The organism is Massilia sp. LMS1-1-1.1, from assembly GCF_040815535.1.
Lineage (GTDB): Bacteria > Pseudomonadota > Gammaproteobacteria > Burkholderiales > Burkholderiaceae_D > Janthinobacterium > Janthinobacterium aestuarii.
On sequence record NZ_JBFPNG010000012.1, the window covers coordinates 187,191 to 208,760 of the forward strand.

General features: G+C 62.1%; 19 protein-coding genes. 12 read left to right on the forward strand and 7 right to left on the reverse strand.

Annotated features, from left to right (window positions below):
• Positions 1–102: 102 nt before the first annotated feature.
• Genes hemC through MRBLMS1_RS10855 form a run of 4 tightly spaced genes read left to right on the forward strand, consistent with a single transcriptional unit; the run spans position 103 to position 4,228 of the window.
• Positions 103–1,107 carry a hydroxymethylbilane synthase gene (hemC, locus tag MRBLMS1_RS10840; RefSeq protein WP_485879414.1) on the forward strand — a complete coding sequence of 335 codons (1,005 nt, stop codon included), beginning with the start codon at positions 103–105 and terminating at the stop codon, positions 1,105–1,107.
• Positions 1,100–1,882, forward strand: a complete 783-nt coding sequence (locus tag MRBLMS1_RS10845) for a uroporphyrinogen-III synthase (protein WP_485879415.1) — start codon at positions 1,100–1,102, stop codon at positions 1,880–1,882. Before hemC ends, MRBLMS1_RS10845 begins: the two co-directional genes overlap by 8 nt.
• Positions 1,879–3,027: a uroporphyrinogen-III C-methyltransferase gene (locus tag MRBLMS1_RS10850; protein ID WP_436484055.1), complete on the forward strand. Its 1,149-nt coding sequence runs from the start codon at positions 1,879–1,881 to the stop codon at positions 3,025–3,027. The genes MRBLMS1_RS10845 and MRBLMS1_RS10850 overlap by 4 nt, the downstream gene beginning before the upstream one ends.
• Before the next feature lie 4 nt (positions 3,028–3,031).
• Positions 3,032–4,228: a heme biosynthesis protein HemY gene (locus MRBLMS1_RS10855; RefSeq protein ID WP_128139954.1), complete on the forward strand. Its 1,197-nt coding sequence runs from the start codon at positions 3,032–3,034 to the stop codon at positions 4,226–4,228.
• 73 nt (positions 4,229–4,301) lie between these two features.
• Here MRBLMS1_RS10855 and MRBLMS1_RS10860 read toward each other — a convergent pair whose 3' ends face one another.
• Positions 4,302–6,728, reverse strand: coding sequence for a membrane-bound PQQ-dependent dehydrogenase, glucose/quinate/shikimate family (locus tag MRBLMS1_RS10860; protein WP_485879416.1), 2,427 nt, complete (start codon positions 6,726–6,728; stop codon positions 4,302–4,304).
• Between the two features lie 611 nt (positions 6,729–7,339).
• Between MRBLMS1_RS10860 and ppa the strand changes: the two genes are divergently transcribed.
• Positions 7,340–7,882, forward strand: coding sequence for an inorganic diphosphatase (gene ppa / locus MRBLMS1_RS10865; protein WP_034786159.1), 543 nt, complete (start codon positions 7,340–7,342; stop codon positions 7,880–7,882).
• 52 nt (positions 7,883–7,934) lie between these two features.
• Here ppa and MRBLMS1_RS10870 read toward each other — a convergent pair whose 3' ends face one another.
• The gene (locus tag MRBLMS1_RS10870) at positions 7,935–9,068 is read right to left on the reverse strand and encodes a GNAT family N-acetyltransferase (RefSeq protein ID WP_485880068.1); all 1,134 of its coding nucleotides are present in this window, start codon (positions 9,066–9,068) and stop codon (positions 7,935–7,937) included.
• Between the two features lie 91 nt (positions 9,069–9,159).
• Here MRBLMS1_RS10870 and MRBLMS1_RS10875 point away from each other — a divergent pair, with 91 nt between their 5' ends.
• Both MRBLMS1_RS10875 and MRBLMS1_RS10880 read left to right on the forward strand, forming a co-directional pair.
• Positions 9,160–10,776 (forward strand): NAD+ synthase, encoded by a 1,617-nt coding sequence (locus tag MRBLMS1_RS10875; RefSeq protein WP_485879417.1) that lies wholly within the window; start codon positions 9,160–9,162, stop codon positions 10,774–10,776.
• 174 nt (positions 10,777–10,950) lie between these two features.
• Complete coding sequence (locus MRBLMS1_RS10880; RefSeq protein WP_034758685.1) at positions 10,951–11,289, forward strand: P-II family nitrogen regulator; 339 nt, start codon at positions 10,951–10,953, stop codon at positions 11,287–11,289.
• A 151-nt stretch (positions 11,290–11,440) separates the two neighbouring features.
• On the opposite strand, the gene MRBLMS1_RS10885 is transcribed toward MRBLMS1_RS10880, so the two are convergent.
• The 3 genes from MRBLMS1_RS10885 to trxB all read right to left on the reverse strand — a co-directional run bounded on the left by MRBLMS1_RS10885 (position 11,441) and on the right by trxB (position 13,841).
• The gene (locus MRBLMS1_RS10885) at positions 11,441–12,070 is read right to left on the reverse strand and encodes a trimeric intracellular cation channel family protein (protein ID WP_034758680.1); all 630 of its coding nucleotides are present in this window, start codon (positions 12,068–12,070) and stop codon (positions 11,441–11,443) included.
• 135 nt (positions 12,071–12,205) lie between these two features.
• On the reverse strand, positions 12,206–12,880 hold the full coding sequence (locus MRBLMS1_RS10890; protein WP_485879418.1) for a Smr/MutS family protein: 675 nt from the start codon (positions 12,878–12,880) through the stop codon (positions 12,206–12,208).
• A 7-nt stretch (positions 12,881–12,887) separates the two neighbouring features.
• Entirely contained in the window at positions 12,888–13,841 is a 954-nt protein-coding gene (trxB, locus tag MRBLMS1_RS10895; protein WP_034758671.1) for a thioredoxin-disulfide reductase, read from the reverse strand.
• A gap of 215 nt (positions 13,842–14,056) precedes the next feature.
• Here trxB and MRBLMS1_RS10900 point away from each other — a divergent pair, with 215 nt between their 5' ends.
• The 3 genes from MRBLMS1_RS10900 (at position 14,057) to MRBLMS1_RS10910 (ending at position 18,458) form a co-directional block, all read left to right on the forward strand.
• On the forward strand, positions 14,057–16,417 hold the full coding sequence (locus MRBLMS1_RS10900; RefSeq protein ID WP_070304042.1) for a DNA translocase FtsK: 2,361 nt from the start codon (positions 14,057–14,059) through the stop codon (positions 16,415–16,417).
• Positions 16,418–16,423: 6 nt separating this feature from the next.
• Positions 16,424–17,080, forward strand: coding sequence for an outer membrane lipoprotein chaperone LolA (lolA, locus tag MRBLMS1_RS10905; protein WP_485879419.1), 657 nt, complete (start codon positions 16,424–16,426; stop codon positions 17,078–17,080).
• A gap of 70 nt (positions 17,081–17,150) precedes the next feature.
• Positions 17,151–18,458 carry a replication-associated recombination protein A gene (locus MRBLMS1_RS10910; RefSeq protein WP_139090973.1) on the forward strand — a complete coding sequence of 436 codons (1,308 nt, stop codon included), beginning with the start codon at positions 17,151–17,153 and terminating at the stop codon, positions 18,456–18,458.
• 2 nt (positions 18,459–18,460) lie between these two features.
• Here the strand turns inward: MRBLMS1_RS10910 and MRBLMS1_RS10915 are convergent, their stop codons facing one another.
• Complete coding sequence (locus tag MRBLMS1_RS10915; protein WP_485879420.1) at positions 18,461–19,198, reverse strand: NAD-dependent epimerase/dehydratase family protein; 738 nt, start codon at positions 19,196–19,198, stop codon at positions 18,461–18,463.
• Complete coding sequence (locus MRBLMS1_RS10920) at positions 19,195–19,485, reverse strand: DUF2917 domain-containing protein (RefSeq protein ID WP_157808911.1); 291 nt, start codon at positions 19,483–19,485, stop codon at positions 19,195–19,197. Before MRBLMS1_RS10920 ends, MRBLMS1_RS10915 begins: the two co-directional genes overlap by 4 nt.
• 180 nt (positions 19,486–19,665) lie before the next feature.
• Here MRBLMS1_RS10920 and MRBLMS1_RS10925 point away from each other — a divergent pair, with 180 nt between their 5' ends.
• Complete coding sequence (locus tag MRBLMS1_RS10925) at positions 19,666–21,087, forward strand: aminotransferase-like domain-containing protein (protein WP_485879421.1); 1,422 nt, start codon at positions 19,666–19,668, stop codon at positions 21,085–21,087.
• A 149-nt stretch (positions 21,088–21,236) separates the two neighbouring features.
• Positions 21,237–21,440 (forward strand): hypothetical protein, encoded by a 204-nt coding sequence (locus MRBLMS1_RS10930; RefSeq protein ID WP_128139947.1) that lies wholly within the window; start codon positions 21,237–21,239, stop codon positions 21,438–21,440.
• The last annotated feature ends 130 nt before the right edge of the window (positions 21,441–21,570 follow it).

A 21,570-nucleotide genomic window follows, 5' to 3' on the forward strand; every position in this document is an offset into this window, starting at 1 on the left:
AACGATTATAGCGACGCCGGGCACCATTCCGATACAAATTGATATCGGACGGGCGAATTGGCAACGATAATGACAACGACAGCCACAGCGAAAGAACTTGTTTTGAAAGCATCCGAATTGACCCCGAACGAATTGAATATTCCTGCCCGCCTGGTGATCGCCACGCGCGAGAGCCGTCTGGCCATGTGGCAAGCTGAACATGTGCGTGCGCGCCTGGCCGCCCTGTATCCGCAGTGTAGCGTTGAAATTCTCGGCATGACCACACGCGGCGACCAGATTCTGGACCGCGCCCTGTCCAAGGTAGGCGGCAAGGGCCTGTTCGTCAAGGAACTGGAAGTGGCGATGGAAGAGGGCCGCGCCGACCTGGCCGTGCATTCGCTGAAAGACGTGCCGATGGAGTTGCCTGAAGGCTTTGCCCTGGCCGCCATCCTCGAACGCGAAGACCCGCGCGACGCGTTCGTGTCGAACGATTACGCCAGCCTGGCCGAGCTGCCGCATGGCGCCGTCGTCGGCACCAGCAGCCTGCGCCGCCAGTCGCTGATCGCCGCGCGCTATCCGCACCTGACGATACTGCCTCTGCGCGGCAACCTCGATACGCGTTTGGGCAAGCTCGACCGTGGCGACTATGCCGCCATCATCCTGGCCGCCGCCGGCCTGAAGCGCCTGGGCCTGGCTTCGCGCATCCGCGCCGTGCTGGCGCCGGAAGACAGCCTGCCGGCGGCGGGCCAGGGCGCCATGGCGATCGAAATCCGCAGCGGGCGTGCGGACGGCGCCGACCTCGTGCGCCTGCTGGCGCCGCTGAACCACACGGCCACGGCGCAAGCCGTCACGGCCGAGCGCAAGGTGTCGAAGATTTTCGGCGGCAGCTGCCAGATCCCGCTGGCCGCGTTCGCCACCGTCGAGGGCGAACAGATGCGCTTGCGCGCCATGGTCGCCACGCCGGACGGCGCGCGCATGGCCAACGCCGACGTCAGTGGTCCGGCTGGCGCGCCGGAACTGCTGGGCGAACAGGTGGCCGAACTGCTGCGCGGGCAAGACGCCGCCGGCATCCTCGCCTCGTGCGCCGTCACACCCGACAACCATGAAGGCCTGGCGCCGCATGCCTGACACCGTGGTGATCACGCGGCCCGCGCAACAAGCGGGGCCGCTGGCCGCCCACATCGCGGCGCTGGGCTTGCCCGTGCAGTTGCTGCCGCTGCTGGAAATCCACGCGCTTGAGGGCGAGGACGAATGCGCGCACTTGCAAGCCGTACTGGCGCGCCTGCGCGATTTTGACCTGGTGGCCTTCGTTTCACCGAACGCCATCGACTGCGTCTTTGCGCACTTGCCCGCGTGGCCGCCAGGTGTGCCGCTGGCCGTGGTGGGCGAGGGCAGCAAGATGGCCCTGGCCGCGCATGGCGTGACGGACGCCAACGCTACCATCACCAGCCCGCTGGACACGGCGCGCAGCGATTCCGAACATTTGCTGCTGGCGCTGGACTTGCCGGCCCTGCGCGGCAAGCGCGTGCTGATCGTGCGCGGCGATGGCGGACGCGATTACCTGGCCGACGGCTTGCGCGCGGCCGGCGCCGAAGTCGAGTTCGTCACGGCCTACCGCCGCAAGGTGCCGACGCTGACGCCGGCCTTGCGGGCGACCCTGGAAAACCTGTTGCAGCATAATAATGACTGGATCATCACCAGCTCGGAAGCGCTGCGCGGTTTGCTGGCGCTGCTGGGCGAAATGGATGCTGAAAAGACGGCTGTTGTGAAAATGCAACAGCAGCATCTGATCGTGCCGCACGCCCGCATTGCACAAACGGCGGCGGCCCTGGGTTTTGCCCGTGTCACCCTGACAGGATCAGGCGACGCAGGAGTGCTCGCCGCGTTACAATCACGACCATGAACGAAATGCCTACACTCTCCGAACCGAATGCAACGCCTGGCGGCGCCGTGAAGACGGCGCCGCAGGCGGCCGACCAACCTGCCGGCCGCGCGCCGACCTTGCTGGAACAGCTGCAAAAGCCCATGAGCATCGCCGTCATCGTGCTGGCCGTGCTGCTGGCTGCGCAAAGCTGGTCGACCAGCAAGCAGATCCGCAACCTGCGCGAAGAAGTGGCCAAGCGCCTGCAAAAGGGCGATGTCAGCAATGCCGAAACGGGCGTGCTGGCGCGCAACGTGCAAGAAGGCACGAAAGAGCTGGAAATCAAGGTGGGCGCGCTGGAAAACCGCCAGAGCGAAACGCAAAGCCAGCAGCTGGCGCTGGAACAACTGTATAACGACTTGTCGAAGAACCGCGACGAGTGGGCGCTGACGGAAATCGAGCAAGTGCTGTCGACGGCCAGCCAGCAGCTGCAACTGGCCGGCAACGTGCCCGGCGCGCTGATCGCCCTGCAAAACGCGGACCGCAGCCTGTCGCGCTCGGACAAGCCGCAATTCATCACCATCCGCCGCGCCATCGGGCGCGACATGGAAAAACTCAAGGCCCTCCCTAGCGTCGATTCGACGGGCGTGGCCCTGCGCCTCGACGCCGTGATCGCCCAGATCGACTCCTTGCCGATGCTGTCCGACGAAACGCCGGCCTTGCCGGCCGCGCCGGAAAAACCGGGCAAGGCCAAGCCCGTGCGCGATGCCGCCGGCAAGCTGGTAGGTCCACCTGCGCCGGAACCGATGCTGCAAAAAGTACGCGACGGCTTCAATACCTGGAGCGGCGACATGTGGGCCGACGTGCGCCAGTTGATCCGCATCCGCCGCGTCGATACGCCGGAAGCGCTGATGCTGTCGCCGACGCAATCGTATTTCTTGCGCGAAAACGTCAAGCTGCGCCTGCTCAATGCCCGCATGGCCTTGTTGTCGCGCAATGAAACGGCTTTCCGTAACGACTTGATCGCTGCGCAGGATGCGCTGGCCAAGTATTTCGACACCCGCGCCAAGAGCACGCAGACGGCGCAAGCGCTGCTGCGCCAGGTGCAGGGCAGCAACCTGGCCATCGAAATGCCAACCTTGTCCGACAGCCTGACGGCTGTGCGCAACTACAAAGCGAAGTCCTGAGCCCATGCGTCTATTTCTCTGGTTACTCGCCCTGATGGCCGCGGCGATCGGTATCGCCGTGACGGCCCGTTTCAACCCTGGCAACGTGGTGCTGTTCTATCCGCCATACCGCATCGACTTGTCGCTGAACTTCTTCCTGCTGCTGCAGGTCGTGCTGTTCGTGCTGCTGTACCTGCTGGTGCGCGCCGTGCGCGCCACCGTGCGCATGCCGGCGCAAGTGGCGGCCTACCGCCAGCGCAAGCGTGAGCGCGATGGCAACAAGGGCTTGCGCGAAGCCTTGAAAGCCCTGTTCGAAGGCCGTTTCGGTCATGCGGAAAAAGCTGCCTTGCGCGCCGCCGAGCTGGAAGAAAACGCCGGCCTGGCCGCGCTGATCGGCGCGCGCGCCGCGCACCGCATGCGCCAGTCCGAACGCCGCGACAGCTGGCTTTCCCGCGTCGAAGGCGATGCCAGCCTGAAGACGGCCCGGTTGATGACGGTGACGGAATTGCTGGTCGACGACCACCAGCCTGAAGCGGCGCTGGCCGCCGTGCGCGAACTCAATGCCAGCGGCACGCGCCATATCCACGCGCTGCAATGGTCGCTCAAGGCCGAGCAGCAGGCGAAGAACTGGCCGGAAGTGCTGCGCCTCGTGCGCTCGCTCGACAAGCACCGCGCCCTGCATCCGGCCCTGTCGTCGCGCCTGCGCGAGCTGGCCTACGATCATTTGCTGTCCGACCCGTCGCATGACGCGGAATCGCTGATGCGCGTCTGGTCCACCGTGCCGAGCGCGGATCGGGTCAAGCCGTACATCGCCTGCCGCGCCGCCACGGCCCTGAATGCGCGCGGCCTGCATGATGAAGCGCGCCTCGTGTGCGAAGAGTCGCTGGCCGCCGACTGGGACGACAGAGTCGTGCGCGCCTACCGCGAAGCGGCGGCGCCAAGCGGCACGCCGGCCTTGCTGCTGCAGATCGAGCATTGCGAGCAATGGATGAAACAGCGTCCGCTCGATGCGGAACTGGCGCTGACCCTGGGTACCTTGTGCCTCAAGCAAAAACTGTGGGGCAAGGCCCAGCGCCACCTGGAGCAGGCCTTGTCGGACGCGAACGAGCCGCAAATGGTGCGCGACGCCCACCTGAAGCTGGCGCAGATGCACGACGCCTTGCAGCAGACGGAACAGGCTGCCGCCCATTACCGGCAGTGCGCTTTGGCAACCATCCTGTAAACTGTTTCTCCAGACGTAAAAAAGCCGTTCAGTGCAGACTGAACGGCTTTTTTTTGCGCTGCTACTTTGCTATTTACTTCTTCGGTGCGGCGGCGCCTTCCGGCAAGGCATACGCGACCAGGGTGTCGCTCATCTTCGTGCCCAGCGAACCGTGGCCGCCGGCCATGACGACGACGAACTGGCGTCCCGACTTGTTCGACACATAGCTCATCGGCGTAGCCTGGCCGCCGGCTGGCAAGCGGGCTTTCCAGATCACTTTGCCGTTGCTGACGTCGTAGCCGCGGATGTAGTAGTCGAGCGTGCTGCTGAGGAAGGTCACGCCGCCACCGGTGGTGACCATGCCGCCCAGGCTGGGGACGCCCAGTGGCAGCGGGATCGGCACGGGGCCGCTGTCGCGCGTGGTGCCATTTTTGTGCATCCACACTTTTTTCATGGTGCGCAGGTCGACGGCGGCCACATAGCCCCATGGCGGTGCCTGGCACGGGAAGCCCAGCGGCGACAAGAAGGCTTTGATTTCCACGGCGAACGGGACGCCCGTCTGCGGCTGCAAGCCCATTTCGCCGCCGGTGCCGCCCTTGGCCGTCGTTTCCGCGCGCGGTACGAGTTTTTCCAGGAAGCCCATGTAGTCGGGGTTGACGATCAACAACTGGCGCACGGGATCGATGGCCGCGCCACCCCATTCGAAGATACCCAGTGGGCCCGGGGAGATGACGGCGCCCTTGCCAGCCGTTTGCGGCGTGAACGGGCCTTCATAGCGGCGTTCCTTGAAGATGATGCGGCAGGCGAGCTGGTCGAACGGCGTCGTGCCCCACATGTCCGCTTCGCTGATATTGCGCTCTGGCAGGAAGGTCAGGGCCGAGAACGGCTGCGTGGGCGACAGGGTGTCGCCGGCGGCAGGATTGCTCGTCGGCACGGGTTTTTCCGGCGCCGGCACGACCAGGCTGCCGTCGCGGCGGTCGATCACGTAGATGTCGCCGCGCTTGGTGGTGGCCACGACGGACGGCACTTTGCCTTTCGGTGTGTCGATGTCGACCAGGCTAGGCTGGCCGCCGATATCCATGTCCCAGATATCGTGGTGCACGGTCTGGTAGACCCAGCGCACTTTACCCGTTGCCAGGTCCAGCGCGACGATGGCGCTGTTGAATTTCTCGCCATTCTTGTTGCGGTTGCCGCCCCAGGTGTCGGGGGTTTCATTGCCCATCGGAATGTAGACCATGCCCAGCTTTTCATCGATGCTGGCCACGCCCCACGAGTTGGGCGAGTTGTTGGTGTAGTTCTTGCCTTCAGGGAAGGGCTGCGTATCTTCCGGCGTGGCAGGGTCCCAGTTCCACATCAGCTTGCCGGTGACGGGATCGTAGCCGCGGATGACGCCCGATGGCTCTTCCGTCGAATGGTTGTCCGTCACGCTGGCGGCGATCACGGCCATTTTCTGCGACACGGCCGGCGGCGAGGTCGGCATCAGGAAACCGCGTTTGATCATCGCCATGTTCTTGTACAGGTTGACGACGCCATTGTTGCCAAAGCTCTTGCACGACTCGCCCGTATCGGCGTTGACGGCGATCATGGTGCCGTCCATGGTTGGCGCCAGGATGCGGCGCGGACATTCCATGCCGGCAGCTTCGGGGGCGGGATTGTTCTTCGCGCGGCCCGCGTTCACGTCCCAGTACGCCACGCCACGGCAGATCATGTGCTGGTAGCTGGCCGCGTCGCGGTTGATCTTTGGATCGTGGCGCCAGATTTCCTTGCCCGTGTCCGGGTTCAGGGCGATGACGATATTGTGCGGCGTGCACAGGTACAGCATGTCATTGACCTTCAGCGGCGTCACTTCGTTGGCGATTTCACCCGGGTCGTTCGGTCCCTTGAAGTCGCCCGTGTGGTAAGTCCAGGCTTCTTTCAGGCCGGAAATATTCGCAGGCGTAATCTGCGCGGCCGGAGCATAGCGGTCGCCATAGCCGGAACGGCCATATGCGGACCAGTCATTGTGCTCGACGCCGGGCGCCAGGTCGCCCGTGGCGGTGGCGGCCATGTTTTCGGCAGGTACGTCGCCATGCAGGTCATCGTAGTCCTGGAACAGGGCAATGACGCCGGCGATGACGGTCAGGGCCACGGCGGCGGAAAGCGCCGTCTTGCCCGCTTGTCCCTGTTTCGCCGCGGCGGCTGGCGCCAGGCGGCGGTTGACGAAGGGCAGCAGCAGCCAGACGGCGGCGGCAAACCAGATGTCGAGGCGCGGCAGTAATTGCCACCAGTCGAATTTCACTTCAATGACGGACCAGATGAGAGTGGCGATCAGCAGCAGCGCCATGAAGGCTTGCGCGCTGCGCTTGCCCTGGAACACCAGAGCGCCGGCAACGAGCATGCCGATACCGGCCAGCAGGTAGTACCAGGAGCCGCCCAGAGAGGCCAGCCAGATGCCGCCGCCCAGCAGGGCGAGGCCAAACAGAATGAAAATAACGCCGGTGACCTTTAATAAAGGCCCGGGCCGGAAAGAGGGAATCATCATATTCCTTTTTGCAAGGATTTATCGGTGGCGCGTGATGCGCCATATTGAATCTAGCGAAGGCTTTGTTTGCAGAGTATGCGAAGTTTTGGAAACACCAGAATGTGACAGTTTATCAGAATTGATGAATGTCTTCTGGTCGCGCCATTTTTTGGCAGGGCCGCCATTTGAATAAATAAATGCTTCAAATAAGCGCAAATATTATGCTGGAAGAGGGAATTCCCGGGCTGGAGGAGTGTGTTGATGCGGCGACGTCGTCATGCGCCCGCATTGCGGGGAGAATAAGATTGACGCTGTTGTTATAAGTGGCTGCATAAAATGCAATATCAAATATAATAACCATGTTTGCCGCATGGTGATATTGAAATGAAAATAGGCGGATATTGATGGTATTAACTCGGGACTGACCGTAGTAATGCTTAAGTGTTTCTACTTATTATTTCCGGCGACCTTTTTATACTCTCGACGGCAGGCTGCGCAGGCCAGCGGGCCGGGCGCGCCACTGTTGCTGGCAGGACGCGCAAAACGCCGGCGGGCCGCTGCTGCGTCGCACAAGCGGCCTGTACTTCGCTATAATTGCGCGGTTAAAACACCACCCGCTAATGAGGAATCCCATGAGTTTGAATAACGTCTCTTCCGGCCGCGACCTGCCGAACGATTTCAACGTCGTCATCGAAATCCCGATGAATGCCGATCCGATCAAGTACGAAGTCGACAAGGAAAGCGGCGCGATCTTCGTCGATCGCTTCATGGGTACCGCCATGCATTACCCGTGCAACTATGGCTACGTGCCGAACACCCTGTCGCCGGACGGCGACCCGGTTGACGTGCTGGTCATCACCCCGTTCCCGCTGATCCCGGGCGTGGTCGTGCGCTGCCGTCCTATCGGCGTGCTGAAAATGACCGACGAGTCGGGCGAAGACGCAAAAGTGCTGGCCGTGCCTGTCGACAAGGTCCTGTCGATCTACAGCCACTGGCAAAAGCCGGAAGACTTGAACGAACTGCGTCTGCGCCAGATCCAGCATTTCTTTGAGCACTACAAGGATCTGGAAAAAGGCAAATGGGTCAAGATCGATGGCTGGTATGGCCCTGAAGTGGCCAAGGAAGAAATCCTGAACGGCGTTGCAGCGTTCAAGACCGACGCCGCCAAAGCCTAAGAACACCGAGTAAGAAGAACGCTCCCCGCCAGTCATGGCCGGGAGCGTTTTTTTATGCGCGAAACGGACTGTGCTCGTTCAATTCATCGAGGTAGGCATCGATGCCGCCCCGTTCGCGTTCGAGGAAGCGCTGCACGGCGTCGGCAAAGGCAGGGTGCGCCAGCCAGTGGGCGGACCATGTCTTTTGCGGCAGGAAGCCGCGCGCCATCTTGTGCTCGCCCTGGGCACCCCCTTCGAAGGTGGCGATGCCATTGGCGATGCAAAACTCCAGCGGCTGGTAGTACGCCGTCTCGAAATGCAGACAGGGCACGTGCTCGAGCGCGCCCCAGTAGCGGCCATACAGGGTGTCAGCCGTGTGGATCACCAGCGAGGCGGCAATGGCCCGGCCCTCGCGCTCGGCGATCACCAAGAGAATGTTTTCCGGCATGCTGGCGCCTATGCGCCGGAAGAAGTCCAGCGACAGATAGGGCGAGGAGCGGTGTTCCGCATAGGTATTGCTGTAGCAGCGGTGGAACAGTTTCCAGTCCGCGTCCGTGGCGTTCGCTCCGCGCACCTGGCGCATGGTGACGCCCGCTTCCCGCACCTTGCGCCGCTCGGCGCGGATATTCTTGCGCTTCTTGTGTTCCAGGGTGGCGAGGAATTGCTCGAAATCCGTGTAGCCGGGATTGAGCCAGTGAAACTGCACGCCACTACGCATCAGGTAGCCAGCTTCCTCCAACTGGCGCGCTTCGCTTTCCGGCGGGAACAGGATGTGGCATGACGAGACGTCGGCCGCTTGCTGCTGGGCTTGAAGATAGGCCAGCAGGGCGGTGCGCGCCTCGCCATCGCGGGCCAGCAGGCGCGTGCCGCTGACGGGCGTAAACGGTATCGCGGACAGCAGTTTCGGGTAATATTCAAGGCCATGTTGCCGATAGGCGTCGGCCCAGGCCCAGTCGAACACGTATTCGCCATACGAGTGCATTTTGAGGTACAGGGGCAGGGCGGCGGCCAAGGTTTCGCCTTGCCACAGCACCAGGTAATTCGGCTGCCAGCCCGTATCCGCGCTGGCGCAGCGGGACTCGTGCAGCGCGTGCAAGAAGGCGTAGGAAAGGAAGGGAGTGGCGTCCGCCTGGCTTGCCAGCAGTTCAGACCAGGCCGCTTCGCCAATTTCAGCCAGGGTAGTGACGATAGCCGTGCGATAATTCATTGTTGTAGTGTGCATTCATCACTCTCGGGGCGCCGCCACCGGCCTGCGCGCCCCTGTCTTGTTTAATAGAACGAAAATATCCATCATCATCATGACAGTCAAAGTCGCAATTGCTCAAATGAATAGTACGGTCGGCGATCTGGCCGGCAACCGTGCCAAGATCTTCGACCTTTCCCGCCGCGCCTTTGAAGCGGGCGCCGATATCGTGCTCACGCCGGAACTGTCGCTGGTCGGCTATCCACCCGAGGACTTATTGCTGCGCAATGCATTCTACGCAAAAACGCAGGAAGCGTTTGCGGGACTGGCTGCCGACCTGGCCCAGTTCAAGGATCTGCACGTGGTGGTGGGCTTGCCCCTGCAAGACGAGAAGGGCGTGCGCCGCAACGCCGCCTCCGTGTTGCTGAACGGCGAAGTGCTGGGCACCTACCGCAAGCATGATTTGCCGAACACGACCGTGTTCGATGAGAAGCGTTACTTCACGTCGTCGGACCAGGCATTCGTGTTTGGCGTGAAAGGCGTGCGTTTCGGCATCAATATCTGCGAAGACACGTGGTTCGAGCACGCGCCGATGCGCGCCCGCGCGGCCGGCGCGCAAGTGCTGCTGGTGCCGAACGGCTCGCCGTACCATATGAACAAGCAGCATCTGCGCTATGACACCATGCGCAAGAATGTCAGTGCGCAAGGCATGGCCTTGGTCTACGCCAACCTGGTCGGTGGCCAGGATGAACTGATCTTCGATGGCGACTCGTTCGTCATGGATGCGGCCGGCACGATGTGCGCCCAGCTGCGCCACTTCGAGGAAGACTTGCAACTGGTCGAGTTCGACGGCGCCACGCCCGTGCCGCAGCCGCTGGCCGCGCCGTTGACCACCGAGGCGCAGGTGTACCAGGCGCTGGTGCTGGGCGTGCGCGACTATATCGGCAAGAACGGTTTTCCTGGCGTGCTGATCGGCATGTCGGGCGGTGTCGATTCCGCCCTGACCCTGGCGATTGCCGTCGATGCGCTGGGCGCCGACAAGGTGCGCGCCGTCATGATGCCATCGCAATTTACGGCCGATATCTCGTGGATCGATTCGCGCGACATGGTAAAACGCCTCAATGTGCGCTACGATGAAATTCCGATCAAGCACACCTTCGATGCCTTCCGCGCCACCCTTGCTGACGAGTTCGCCGGACTGGCGGAAGACGCGACGGAAGAAAACATCCAGGCGCGCATCCGCGGCACCTTGCTGATGGCCCTGTCGAACAAGCATGGCAGCATCGTGCTGACGACGGGCAACAAGAGCGAGATGGCTGTCGGTTATTGCACCCTGTACGGCGACATGGCGGGCGGCTTTGCCGTGATCAAGGATATCGCCAAGACGCTCGTGTACCGTTTGTGCGCCTGGCGCAACAGTGTGTCGGACGTGATACCCGAGCGCATCCTGACGCGCGGACCGTCGGCTGAATTGCGCGCCGACCAGCTGGACCAGGATTCCTTGCCGCCATACGACGTACTCGACGGCATCATGCAGCTGTACATGGAAGAAAACCGGCCGATCGCCGACATTATCGAGGCTGGCTACCCGCCGGCCGACGTGGCGAAAATCACGCGCCTGATCAAGATCAATGAATACAAGCGGCGCCAGTCGCCGGTGGGCATCCGCGTCACGCACCGGGGCTTCGGCCGCGACTGGCGCTACCCGATCACCTCCAAGTTCTACGAATAACGAGGGGAACCCCGCCAAACCTGCTGCGCAGCTCACTACCGGGCATCCGTTGCTCACCGTACTTAAAGTACGGCTCCGCTACTCAGCCCGGTATTGAACTTGCTCGCTACGGTTTTGCGGGGTCCCGTTAAGCCAGTTGGTGAAGAATTGTCGATTATCAATAAGGAGAAAGCCATGAAACAGATTACCGCCATCATCAAACCATTCAAGCTCGACGAAGTACGCGAGGCCCTGGCCGATGTGAACGTGACGGGCTTGACCGTGACGGAAGTGAAGGGCTTTGGCCGCCAGAAGGGGCATACCGAGCTGTACCGCGGCGCCGAGTACGTGGTCGACTTCCTGCCGAAAGTCAAAGTCGAAGTGGTGGTCGACGACAGCGTATCGGAACTGGTGGTCGACGCCATCATCAAGGCAGCCCGCACGGGCAAGATCGGCGACGGCAAGATTTTCGTGCGCGACGTGGAGCAGGTGATACGCATCCGCACGGGTGAGACAGGTCCGGACGCGGTGTAAGTCTGGGCCAGCAATGGTGTCGGATTACGGCTCTTTGAGCCTAATCCGACCTACGCGTAGCAAGGTGTCATGCCGTAGGTCGGCTTAGCGCGCCAGCGCGTAAGCCGACGCTGCTGAGCCAAAAAACCGCCGAATTAGCCCTCAGCGCGCTTCAGCGTCCCAGCCGCATATCGAATTTCCAGCAAATCAGGCGCAGAATCGTGATGCCGCTGGCGCTGGTCCACAGCGCGAAGTCATGCTCGGCGCCGAAGTGCATCTGCAGCAGATAAGCCCAGCAACCGAAAAACGCGCAGATCGCGTACGGTTTCCCGTCGCGAAACACCATCGGCACTTCGTTGCAGACGATGTCGCGCATCACGCCGCCAAAAATCCCCGTAATCACCCCCATCATCGATGCGATGAACAGCGGCATGCCGGCGCGCGTAGCTTCGGCCACGCCCGCGATGGCGAACATGCCCAGGCCGATGGCGTCGGCGATGACGATCAGGCGTTCCGAGACGATCTGGCGCAAGTGCTGGATCAAGGGCGCGGCCGTCAGGGCCAGCACGAAGATGAGAATCGCGTATTCCTGGTGCGAAACCCAGAACAATGGCCGCTTGTCGAGCAGGATGTCGCGCAAGGTGCCTCCGCCGAATGCCGTGATGAAGGCCACGACGAACACGCCGACCAGGTCCATGCGCTTGCGGCGCGCTTCGATGAAGCCGGAAAACGCGCCCACCAGGATGGCGATGACCTCAATGATCTTGATCAGCGAGCCAGGCGGCAATTGGGGTGGCATCATGGGTGGAGCGCGTGCACGAGACGCTAAGCAGGAAATAATTGTCACAGGTTAACATGACACGGCCCCGAATGGTGACAAACGGGGCCGTGTGCGTGAGCTAACTTGTTACTGAATTGTGATTTCTTGCTGCGGTGCTCAGCGGATGGGCTGCAGGGCGGAAGAAAGCAGTACGACGAGCGCGCCATCGCCCCCTTCGGAACGGCGCGCCTGGCAAAAGGCGATGACTTCATCCTTTTGCACGAGCCAGCTGTGCACCATCGATTTCAAGACCGGTTCCTGGCCTTTCGAGCCGAAACCCTTGCCGTGGATCACGCGCACGCAGCGCAGCTTGCGCCGCGTGGCCTGGTTCAGAAAGGCGCCGATGCCGTCGCGCGCCTCGTCGCGGCGCAAGCCGTGCAAGTCCAGCTCATCCTGGATGGGCCAGTGGCCTTTGCGCATCTTTTTGATCACGTCCGGTCCCACGCCGGGACGGGCGTAGTTCAGGGCCGGATCGTTTTCCAGGTAATGGTCGACTTCGAACAAGTCCGACAGCGACTCGCGCAGCACGGCCGCATCGTCCTCTTCCGGAGACAACTTGCGGGCCGGTTGCTGGGCCGCCATGGTGCCCGTCTTGGGCAGGCTGGGCACGTAGCGGTCCGACTCGGGCAGGCGCTTGACGCCGCCGATGCTGGCCTTGAACAGATTGCTCTCCACGGCCTGCACCTTGACCTGTTTGGCGCGCTCAGCTTCAGCCTGGGCGCGCGCATCGGCCTGCTCCTTGAGTTGCTTGCTGACCGCTTTCAGGTCGGCAAAGTCTTTCATCGACGCCATGCGACGCTTACTCCTGGCCTTCCAGGTAGCGCTGGGCGTCCAGTGCTGCCATGCAACCCGTGCCGGCGCTGGTGATAGCCTGGCGGTAGATGTGGTCTTGCACGTCGCCGGCGGCAAACACGCCCGGTGCGCTGGTGGCCGTGGCCATGCCTTCCAGGCCCGTCTTGGTCTTGATGTAGCCGTTGTGCATGTCCAGCTGGCCTTCGAAGATGCCCGTGTTCGGCTTGTGGCCGATGGCGATGAACACGCCATGCACGGAGAGCGCCTCGACCTTGCCGTCGATGGTCGACTTGATGTTCAGGCCCGTCACGCCGCCTTCGTTGCCCGTCACTTCGTCCAGGGTGTGGTTATATTTCAACACAATTTTGCCTTCGGCAACCTTGGCGTTCAGGCGGTCGATCAAAATCGCTTCCGCGCGGAACTTGTCGCGGCGGTGGATCAGCGTGACTTTATTGGCGATGTTGGACAGGTACAGCGCTTCTTCGACGGCCGTGTTGCCGCCGCCGACAACGGCCACTTCCTGGTTGCGGTAGAAGAAACCATCGCAGGTGGCGCAGGCGGACACGCCCTTGCCCATGAATTCCGCTTCCGATGGCAGTCCCAGGTATTGCGCCGATGCGCCCGTAGCGATGATCAGGGTGTCGCACGTGTATTCGTGGCTGTCGCCCTTCAGGCGGATCGGTTTTTCATTGAGGAACGTCGTGTGGATGTGGTCAAACACGATTTCTGTATTGAAGCGCTCTGCGTGCTGCAACAAGCGCTGCATCAGGTCCGGGCCTTGCACGCCCATCGGGTCGCCAGGCCAGTTTTCCACGTCGGTGGTGGTCATCAACTGGCCGCCTTGTTCCACGCCGGTGACCAGCATCGGGTTCAGGTTGGCGCGGGCGGCGTAGACGGCGGCGCTGTAGCCGGCTGGGCCGGAGCCGAGGATCAAAACGCGGGCGTGTTTGGTAGTGGTCATGGGAGGCTTCTCTATGAGTGGGGTCTATCCGAATTGGGGGCATACGCGCGAAGAACAAGGGCGTATTGCGCTTGCGCAAGCAATCCACGATTATAGACCAAGCCGCCTGTAGCGACGAATCGTGGGGCCGTCCGGGGCATATATGGCTTAGAATACTTCCTTATTATGGGAAATTCCCTTTCAGAAACATTTTTCACCTTGCAGCGCTTCCCAGAATGACTAAACCAGCCCAGGCCAATCAAAATAGCTACACCCGAAAACCGGTCGAACGCCGGCCCCTGCCCAACCGGCTGGTGCGGCTGCTGTCCGAGGCGCGCTGGTTCGCGCTGGCCGCGTTTGCCTTGTATTTCGTGCTGATCCTGGCCAGCTTCAACAAGCTCGACCCCGGCTGGTCGCACGCCACCAATGTCGACAAGGTGGCCAACCTGGGCGGCAAGCTCGGCGCGACCTTCTCCGATTTGCTGCTGTATATCTTCGGCTTTTCCGCCTGGTGGTGGTGCGTGTGGCTGCTGCGCACGGTGTGGCATGGCTATCGCCGCCTGAGCAAGCGCTTCCTGCTGGAAGAGGAAGAGGTGGAGCGCGAGCACCATGTCGAGATGCTGATCCGCATCGTCGGCTTCTCCATCATGCTGATCGGCAGCATGGGGCTCGAATACCTGCGCATGGCAAAAAGCTTGCACGTGCAGCTGCCGCGCGATCCGGGCGGCGTGCTGGGCCAGCTGGTCGGGCACTCGGCCCACGTGGCCTTTGGCTTCACGGGCGCCACCTTGCTGCTGTTGCTGCTGTTCGGCCTGGGCTTTTCCCTGTTCTTCCATGTGTCGTGGCTGCAAGTGGCCGAGCGCATCGGCGGTGCCATCGAAGACGCCGTCAACTGGTTCGTGCTGCGCTACCAGGACCGCGAAGACCGCCGCCAGGGCGAAGTGGCCGCCGTGCGCCGCGACGAAGTGGTGGTCATCGAACGGGCCAAACACGTGGAGAAACATGTGGCCGCGCCGCCCGTGAAGATTGAACCGCAGGTGGTGACGGTGGTGAAATCGGAGCGCGTGGAAAAGGAACGCCAGGCCCATCTGTTCGAGAACCTGGGCGATGGCAAGCTGCCGCCGCTGTCCTTGCTCGATGAAGCGCCGCCCGTGGTGGAAACGGTCTCCGTGGAAACCCTGGAGTTTACGAGCCGCCTGATCGAAAAGAAATTGTCGGACTTTGGCGTCGATGCCAAGGTAGTGGCCGCTTACCCCGGCCCCGTCGTCACGCGCTATGAAATCGAGCCGGCCACGGGTGTCAAAGGCAGCCAGATCGTGGGCCTGGCGCGCGACCTGGCCCGTTCGCTGTCGCTGACTTCCATCCGCGTGGTGGAAACCATTCCCGGCAAGAATTACATGGCGCTGGAGCTTCCGAACACCAAGCGCCAGATCGTGCGCCTGACGGAAATCCTCGGTTCCAAGGTCTACAACGATGGCGTCTCCAGCCTGACGATTGCGCTGGGCAAGGATATCGCGGGCAAGCCCGTCGTGGCCGACCTGGCGAAGATGCCGCACTTGCTGGTGGCCGGTACCACCGGTTCCGGTAAATCCGTGGGCATCAATGCGACGATTTTGTCGCTGCTGTACAAATCCGACCCGCTCGACGTGCGGCTGATCCTGATCGATCCGAAGATGCTGGAAATGTCCGTCTATGAAGGCATCCCGCACTTGCTGGCGCCCGTGGTGACCGACATGCGCCAGGCCGGCCACGCGCTGAACTGGGCCGTGAACGAGATGGAGCGCCGCTACAAGCTGATGAGCAAGATGGGCGTGCGTAACCTGGCTGGCTACAACGCGAAGATTGCAGACGCGAAAAAACGCGAAGAACATATTCCGAATCCGTTCAGCCTGACGCCGGATTCGCCGGAACCGCTGGAAAAACTGCCGACCATCGTCATCATCATCGACGAGCTGGCCGACTTGATGATGGTGGTGGGTAAAAAAGTCGAGGAATTGATCGCGCGTATCGCGCAAAAGGCGCGCGCCGCCGGCTTGCACTTGATTCTTGCCACGCAGCGCCCATCTGTAGACGTGATCACGGGCTTGATCAAGGCGAACATCCCCACGCGTATCGCGTTCCAGGTGTCGTCGAAGATCGACTCGCGCACCATTCTCGACCAGATGGGCGCGGAAACCTTGCTGGGCATGGGCGACATGCTGTACATGCCGCCCGGCACCGGTTTGCCGATGCGCGTGCACGGCGCGTTCGTGTCCGATGAAGAAGTCCACAGAGTCGTCAGCCATTTGAAGCTGCAGGGCGAACCGAATTACATCGAGGGCATCCTCGAAGGCGGCACCCTGGAAGGCGACGGCGCCGAAGGCGGCGTACCGGGCGAGGGCGGCGGCGAGGCCGATGCCCTGTACGACCAGGCGGTGGCGGTGGTGCTGAAAAACCGCCGTGCCTCGATTTCGCTGGTGCAGCGTCATTTGCGCATCGGCTACAACCGCGCCGCCCGTCTGCTTGAGCAGATGGAGCAGAGCGGGGTGGTATCAACCATGCAATCCAATGGCAACCGGGAAATCCTGGTGCCGGCGGCCAGTAGTGAACAAGGGTAAAACAGAATGAAGAATACGACTTTCGCAGCAAAAATGATGATCGGCGCGGCCAGCGTCGCCTGCGGCCTGCTGTTCGCGGCCAGTGCCTCGGCCAGCGCCCTCGAACAATTCAAGAGTTTTGCGGCCGGCACCAAGTCGGCCAAGGGCGAGTTCGTGCAGCGCCAGGTCAAGAAGGCTGACGCCAGCGGCAAGGCCAAAGTGTCGACGCCAGCCAGCGGCACGTTCGAGTTTGCCCGCCCAGGCAAGTTCATCTGGACCTATCTGAAGCCGTACGAGCAGCTGCTGCAAGCCGATGGCGACAAGCTGTACATCTATGACAAGGACTTGAGCCAGGTGACGGTCAAGAAACTGGGCGACGCGCTCGGCTCCTCGCCAGCGGCGATTTTGTTCGGCAGCAACGACCTGGAAAAGAATTTCACCTTGGCCGAAGCGGGCACGCGCGATGGCCTGGAATGGCTGAAAGCGACGCCGAAAGCCAAGGACACGACGTTCGACGAAATCACCATCGGCCTGCGCAATGGCGTGCCGGAAGCGATGGAGTTGCGCGATTCGTTCGGGCAGACGTCGGTGCTGGCGTTCAAGAATTTTCAGAAAAACCCGGCCCTATCTGCCAATCACTTTCAATTTGTCATGCCCAAGGGCGCGGATGTCATCAATAATTGATTCTTGACGTTTTGTTTTTGACCGGCCTCGCAGCGATGCGGGGCCTTTGCATTCTTACCCGGTAAATATTATGGCGGATCTCTTTTCCACCGCACCGCGCCAGCCGCTGGCCGAAGCCTTGCGGCCGGCTACCCTGAATGAAGTCATCGGCCAGACGCATCTGCTGGGCGTGGGCAAGCCGCTGCGCCTCGCGTTCGAGGCGGGCAAGGCCCATTCGATGATCTTGTGGGGGCCGCCTGGCGTGGGCAAGACGACTCTGGCGCGGCTGATGGCGAACGCCTTCGACAGCGAATTCATCGCCCTGTCGGCCGTGTTTGCTGGGGTAAAAGATATCCGCGCGGCCATGGATCAGGCACGCCACAGCCTCGACCAGTTTGGCAAGCACACTTTATTGTTCGTTGACGAGATCCACAGGTTCAACAAGTCGCAGCAGGATGCCTTGCTGCCCTTCGTCGAATCGGGCCTGGTGACGTTTATTGGCGCCACCACTGAAAACCCCAGTTTTGAAGTGAACTCGGCGCTGCTGTCGCGCGCGCAAGTGTATGTGTTGAAATCGCTCAACGAAGACGAGATGAAACAGTTGCTGGCCAAGGCGCAGTCCACGGCCCTGACGCATCTGACGTTTGATGAGGCTGCCGCCGACACCCTGATCGGCTATGCGGATGGCGATGCGCGCCGCTTTCTGAACTTGCTGGAACAGGCCGAGACGGCCGCCAGCTCGACGGGTACGACCAGGATCGACGCGGCCTTCGTCGACAACGCACTGACCCTCAATTCGCGCCGCTTCGACAAGGGTGGCGACAATTTCTATGACCAGATTTCCGCGCTGCATAAATCCGTGCGCGGCTCGAACCCTGATGCGGCCCTGTACTGGTTTTGCCGCATGATCGACGGCGGCGCCGATCCGCGCTATTTGTCGCGGCGCATCGTGCGCATGGCCTGGGAAGACATCGGCCTGGCCGATCCCCGTGCCTTGACCATGGTCAATGACGCGGCAGAAACGTATGAACGCCTGGGTTCGCCCGAAGGCGAGCTGGCGCTGGGCCAGGCCGTCATCTACCTGGCCATCGCCGCGAAAAGCAATGCCGGCTATAACGCGTTCAATACGGCCATGGCGTTTGTGAAGAAAGACAAGTCGAAGGAAGTGCCCGTGCACTTGCGCAATGCGCCGACGAAGCTGATGAAGGAACTCGGCTACGGCCACGCCTACCGCTACGCGCACGATGAGCCCGATGCGTATGCGGCTGGCGAAACCTACTTTCCGGACGGCATGGCCGAACCGGGCTGGTACCAGCCCGTGCCGCGCGGTCTGGAAAGCAAGATTGCCGATAAATTGGCCTGGCTGCGCGAGCTGGATCGCAAAGCGGGAAAAGGCTGAGGTTATAAACCCAGTAAGGTAAAACCGTCATCCTGCGGTGCGTAGCCGACCAGCTGGCGCGTCGCCGCGATCGACAGCCGCTTGTAGCGGTTGTCCGACACCCCATGCACGACGTGGTAACCGGCCGGTACGTCCGCCGTCACGCAGCGGGCCAGCAATTGCACCACGTCACGCTCGCTGATGAAGGCGGCGATGTCGCGCGCGCTGTGCTCTTGGCCTGGCGCAAAGTCGGCCACGTTGGCGATGCGCACGGCAATCGCCGTCATGCCATGCTGGTGCGCAAAGGCCGAGGCCACGCCTTCGCCAAAGGCCTTGCTGGCGCCATACATGTTCGCGGGGCGCGCCGGCATGCTTTCCTGCACTTGCACGTCCAGCGGATAGCCTTCGATGGCTTGCGCGCTGCTGGCAAGCACGACTCTTTTCACTCCCTGTTCCTGTGCCGCGCGGAAGATGTTGTGCGTGCCGACGATGTTCGGCTGCAGCAGTTGTGCATCGAAATCGGCGCTGGCGTGCGGCACGCCGGCCAGGTGCAGCACCACGTCGATATCCATGCAGGCAGCCAGGCAGGCGGCATAGTCGGCGACATCGAGCTGAATCGCGGGACAGGGTGCTTCGGCCAGCTTGCCTGTGTGCAGGTCGGCCAGGCGCAGGGAGAATTCCCCGTGCCGGCGCTTCCAGAAAGCGGTGCCGATGATGCCGGCGGCGCCCGTGACGAGGACGCGCAGTGGAGCTTGTGTCATGTATTCCTTGTGATCAGTGTGTGAGGCAGTGCCAGGTTCAGCCAGCGCAGCAGGGCAGGGCGCGGAGCGGCGGTCCCATGCACGCGGATGTGTCCGCTACCCACGGCTTCGACGAGCACCAGGCCGTCGTTCGGTATCGTATAGCGTTCGCCGCTGCGCAGCACGCAATCCTCGAACTGGGCGTAGGCCGTGATCCACGCCGTGCCGGACAGGCATTCGATGACCCTGGCGTGCGCGTTTTCCAGGCGTAAGGGCCGTTCGCTGCGTAATTCGTGGTCGGTATGCATGGCATCGCTCCTGTTGTGCTGACAGGAACAGCTTAGGCGCTTGCCGTAAACCATGACAGATGCAGGAAAACGAAATTGTCATGAGCACAGTGTCCCTTGTCGTACACTGTGCTTGTCAAAAAAATCGGCAACTGTATCTGTGCCGGCCACGCGCGCCGGCCGCATACTGAAGGGATGAACATGAGCGCGCATTTGAATCTGTACGAGCACCTGGCCAACGAGCTCGGCGCCTTGATCGACGCGCGCGTCTTCGCGCCCGGCGACCGCCTGCCATCGATCCGCCACCTGGCGCAGCAAAAGCGCATCTCCGTCAGCACGGTGATGCAAGCCTTGCGCCTGATGGAAGACCGGGGGCAAGTCGATGCGCGGCCCCAGTCCGGCTATTTCGTGCGCCACCGCGCGCCGCGCCGCCCGTGCAGCGCGGACGCCCAGCATTTGAAGGAGCCGGCCTTTGTCGGCATCAACAACCTATTGATGCGCGTGCTGAAGGAAAACGAGGCGCCCGATATCGTGCAGCTGGGCACGGCCTGGCCGCCCGACGAGATACTGCCCATCAAGCGCATGCAGCGCACCATCAGCGCCGTGGCGCGGCGCGAGCCCGCTTTATTGAGCAAGGTCAGCTGTTACGACGTCAGCGAAAGCAATTTCCTGCGCCAGGTGACGCGCCGCGCGCTGGACTGGGGCAAGCTGGACCCGCACGAGATCGTCGTGACGAATTCCTGCACGGAAGCGATCAGCCTGTGCCTGCGCGCCGTCGCCAAGCCCGGCGACACGATCGCCATCGAGTCGGCCACGTATTTCGTGCTGCTGCAGATGATCGAAAGCCTGGGCATGAAGGCGCTGGAAATTCCCACCGACCCGAAGACGGGGCCGTCGCTCGACGCGCTCGAGCTGGCCCTGCGTGCCGGCCTCGTGCAAGCGTGTTTGTTCGTGCCGAACGCCAACAACCCGCTCGGTTGCGTCATGCCGGAAGAAAACAAGAAGCGCCTGGCGGGGCTGCTGTCGGAATTTAATATTCCGCTGGTGGAAGACGATGTATATGGCGACCTGTGCTTTGCCCCGCAGCGGCCGTGGCCCGTGAAAGCCTACGATACGAGCGGCAATGTGTTGTTGTGCTCCTCGTTTTCCAAGGCGATTACCCCTGCGTCGCGCGTCGGTTACGTGCTGGCCGGGCGTTTCGCGCAGGAAGTGGCCTTGCTGAAAACCGTGTCGAGCGGCGCCACCAGCCATTTCTTCCAGGCCGTGCTGGCCGATTTTCTGGAGGGCAGCAGCTACGACCAGCAATTGCGCAAGATGCGGCGCACCCTGGTGCAGCGCATCGCCCGCATGTCCGACGCCGTGGCGGCCAGCTTTCCGGCGGATTGCATGCTGTCCGAGCCGCAGGGCGGTTTCGTGCTGTGGGTGCAGATGCCGCCGCAAATCGATGCGCTGGCCTTGCATGGCTCAGCCATCGCGGAAGGCGTGGCGTACATGCCTGGCCAGCTGTTCTCGGCCTCGGGCAAGTTCGGCAATTATCTGCGCCTCAATTGCGGCAATCCGTGGACGCCGCGCATTGAGCAGGCTATCAGCCGGTTAGGGCGTCTCGTCAAGGACGCCTTGTAACTATTCTGCGCGCTTCAGTCCCCGTTTTTCACCGTTCGCTCCCTGTTTTTCGCCGCTGGTCGCAAGCCGGTGGCCTTGTTCGCGGCCGTTGGCTAAAGTAGCACCATACCAGCAGCAGTCAACGAAACAAACCAACCAGGAGTCACATCATGCACGCACTGAAAAACATGGAAATCACCTTTGTCGCCGCCGCCATCATCGCCATCGGCGCCAGCTTCGCCACCGCCGGCGCGAACACTCTGGAAGTGAGCGCCAGCAGCACCGTGATCGCCCAGGCTGCCGACAGCACGATGCCTGTCGTCACCGTCAGCGCCCGCCGCCTGACCGCTGCCGAAAAAGCCGCCTTTATCTAAGCGCTGGATGTAAAGCGGGCGCGAGTGCCCAGCCATGCCGCCATGACGATGGCCGGCCATGTGCAAAACTCATAAAGAACTGAACGGGTCTTGGTACAATGAGTGCTTTCGATACATCGGCACCGCCATC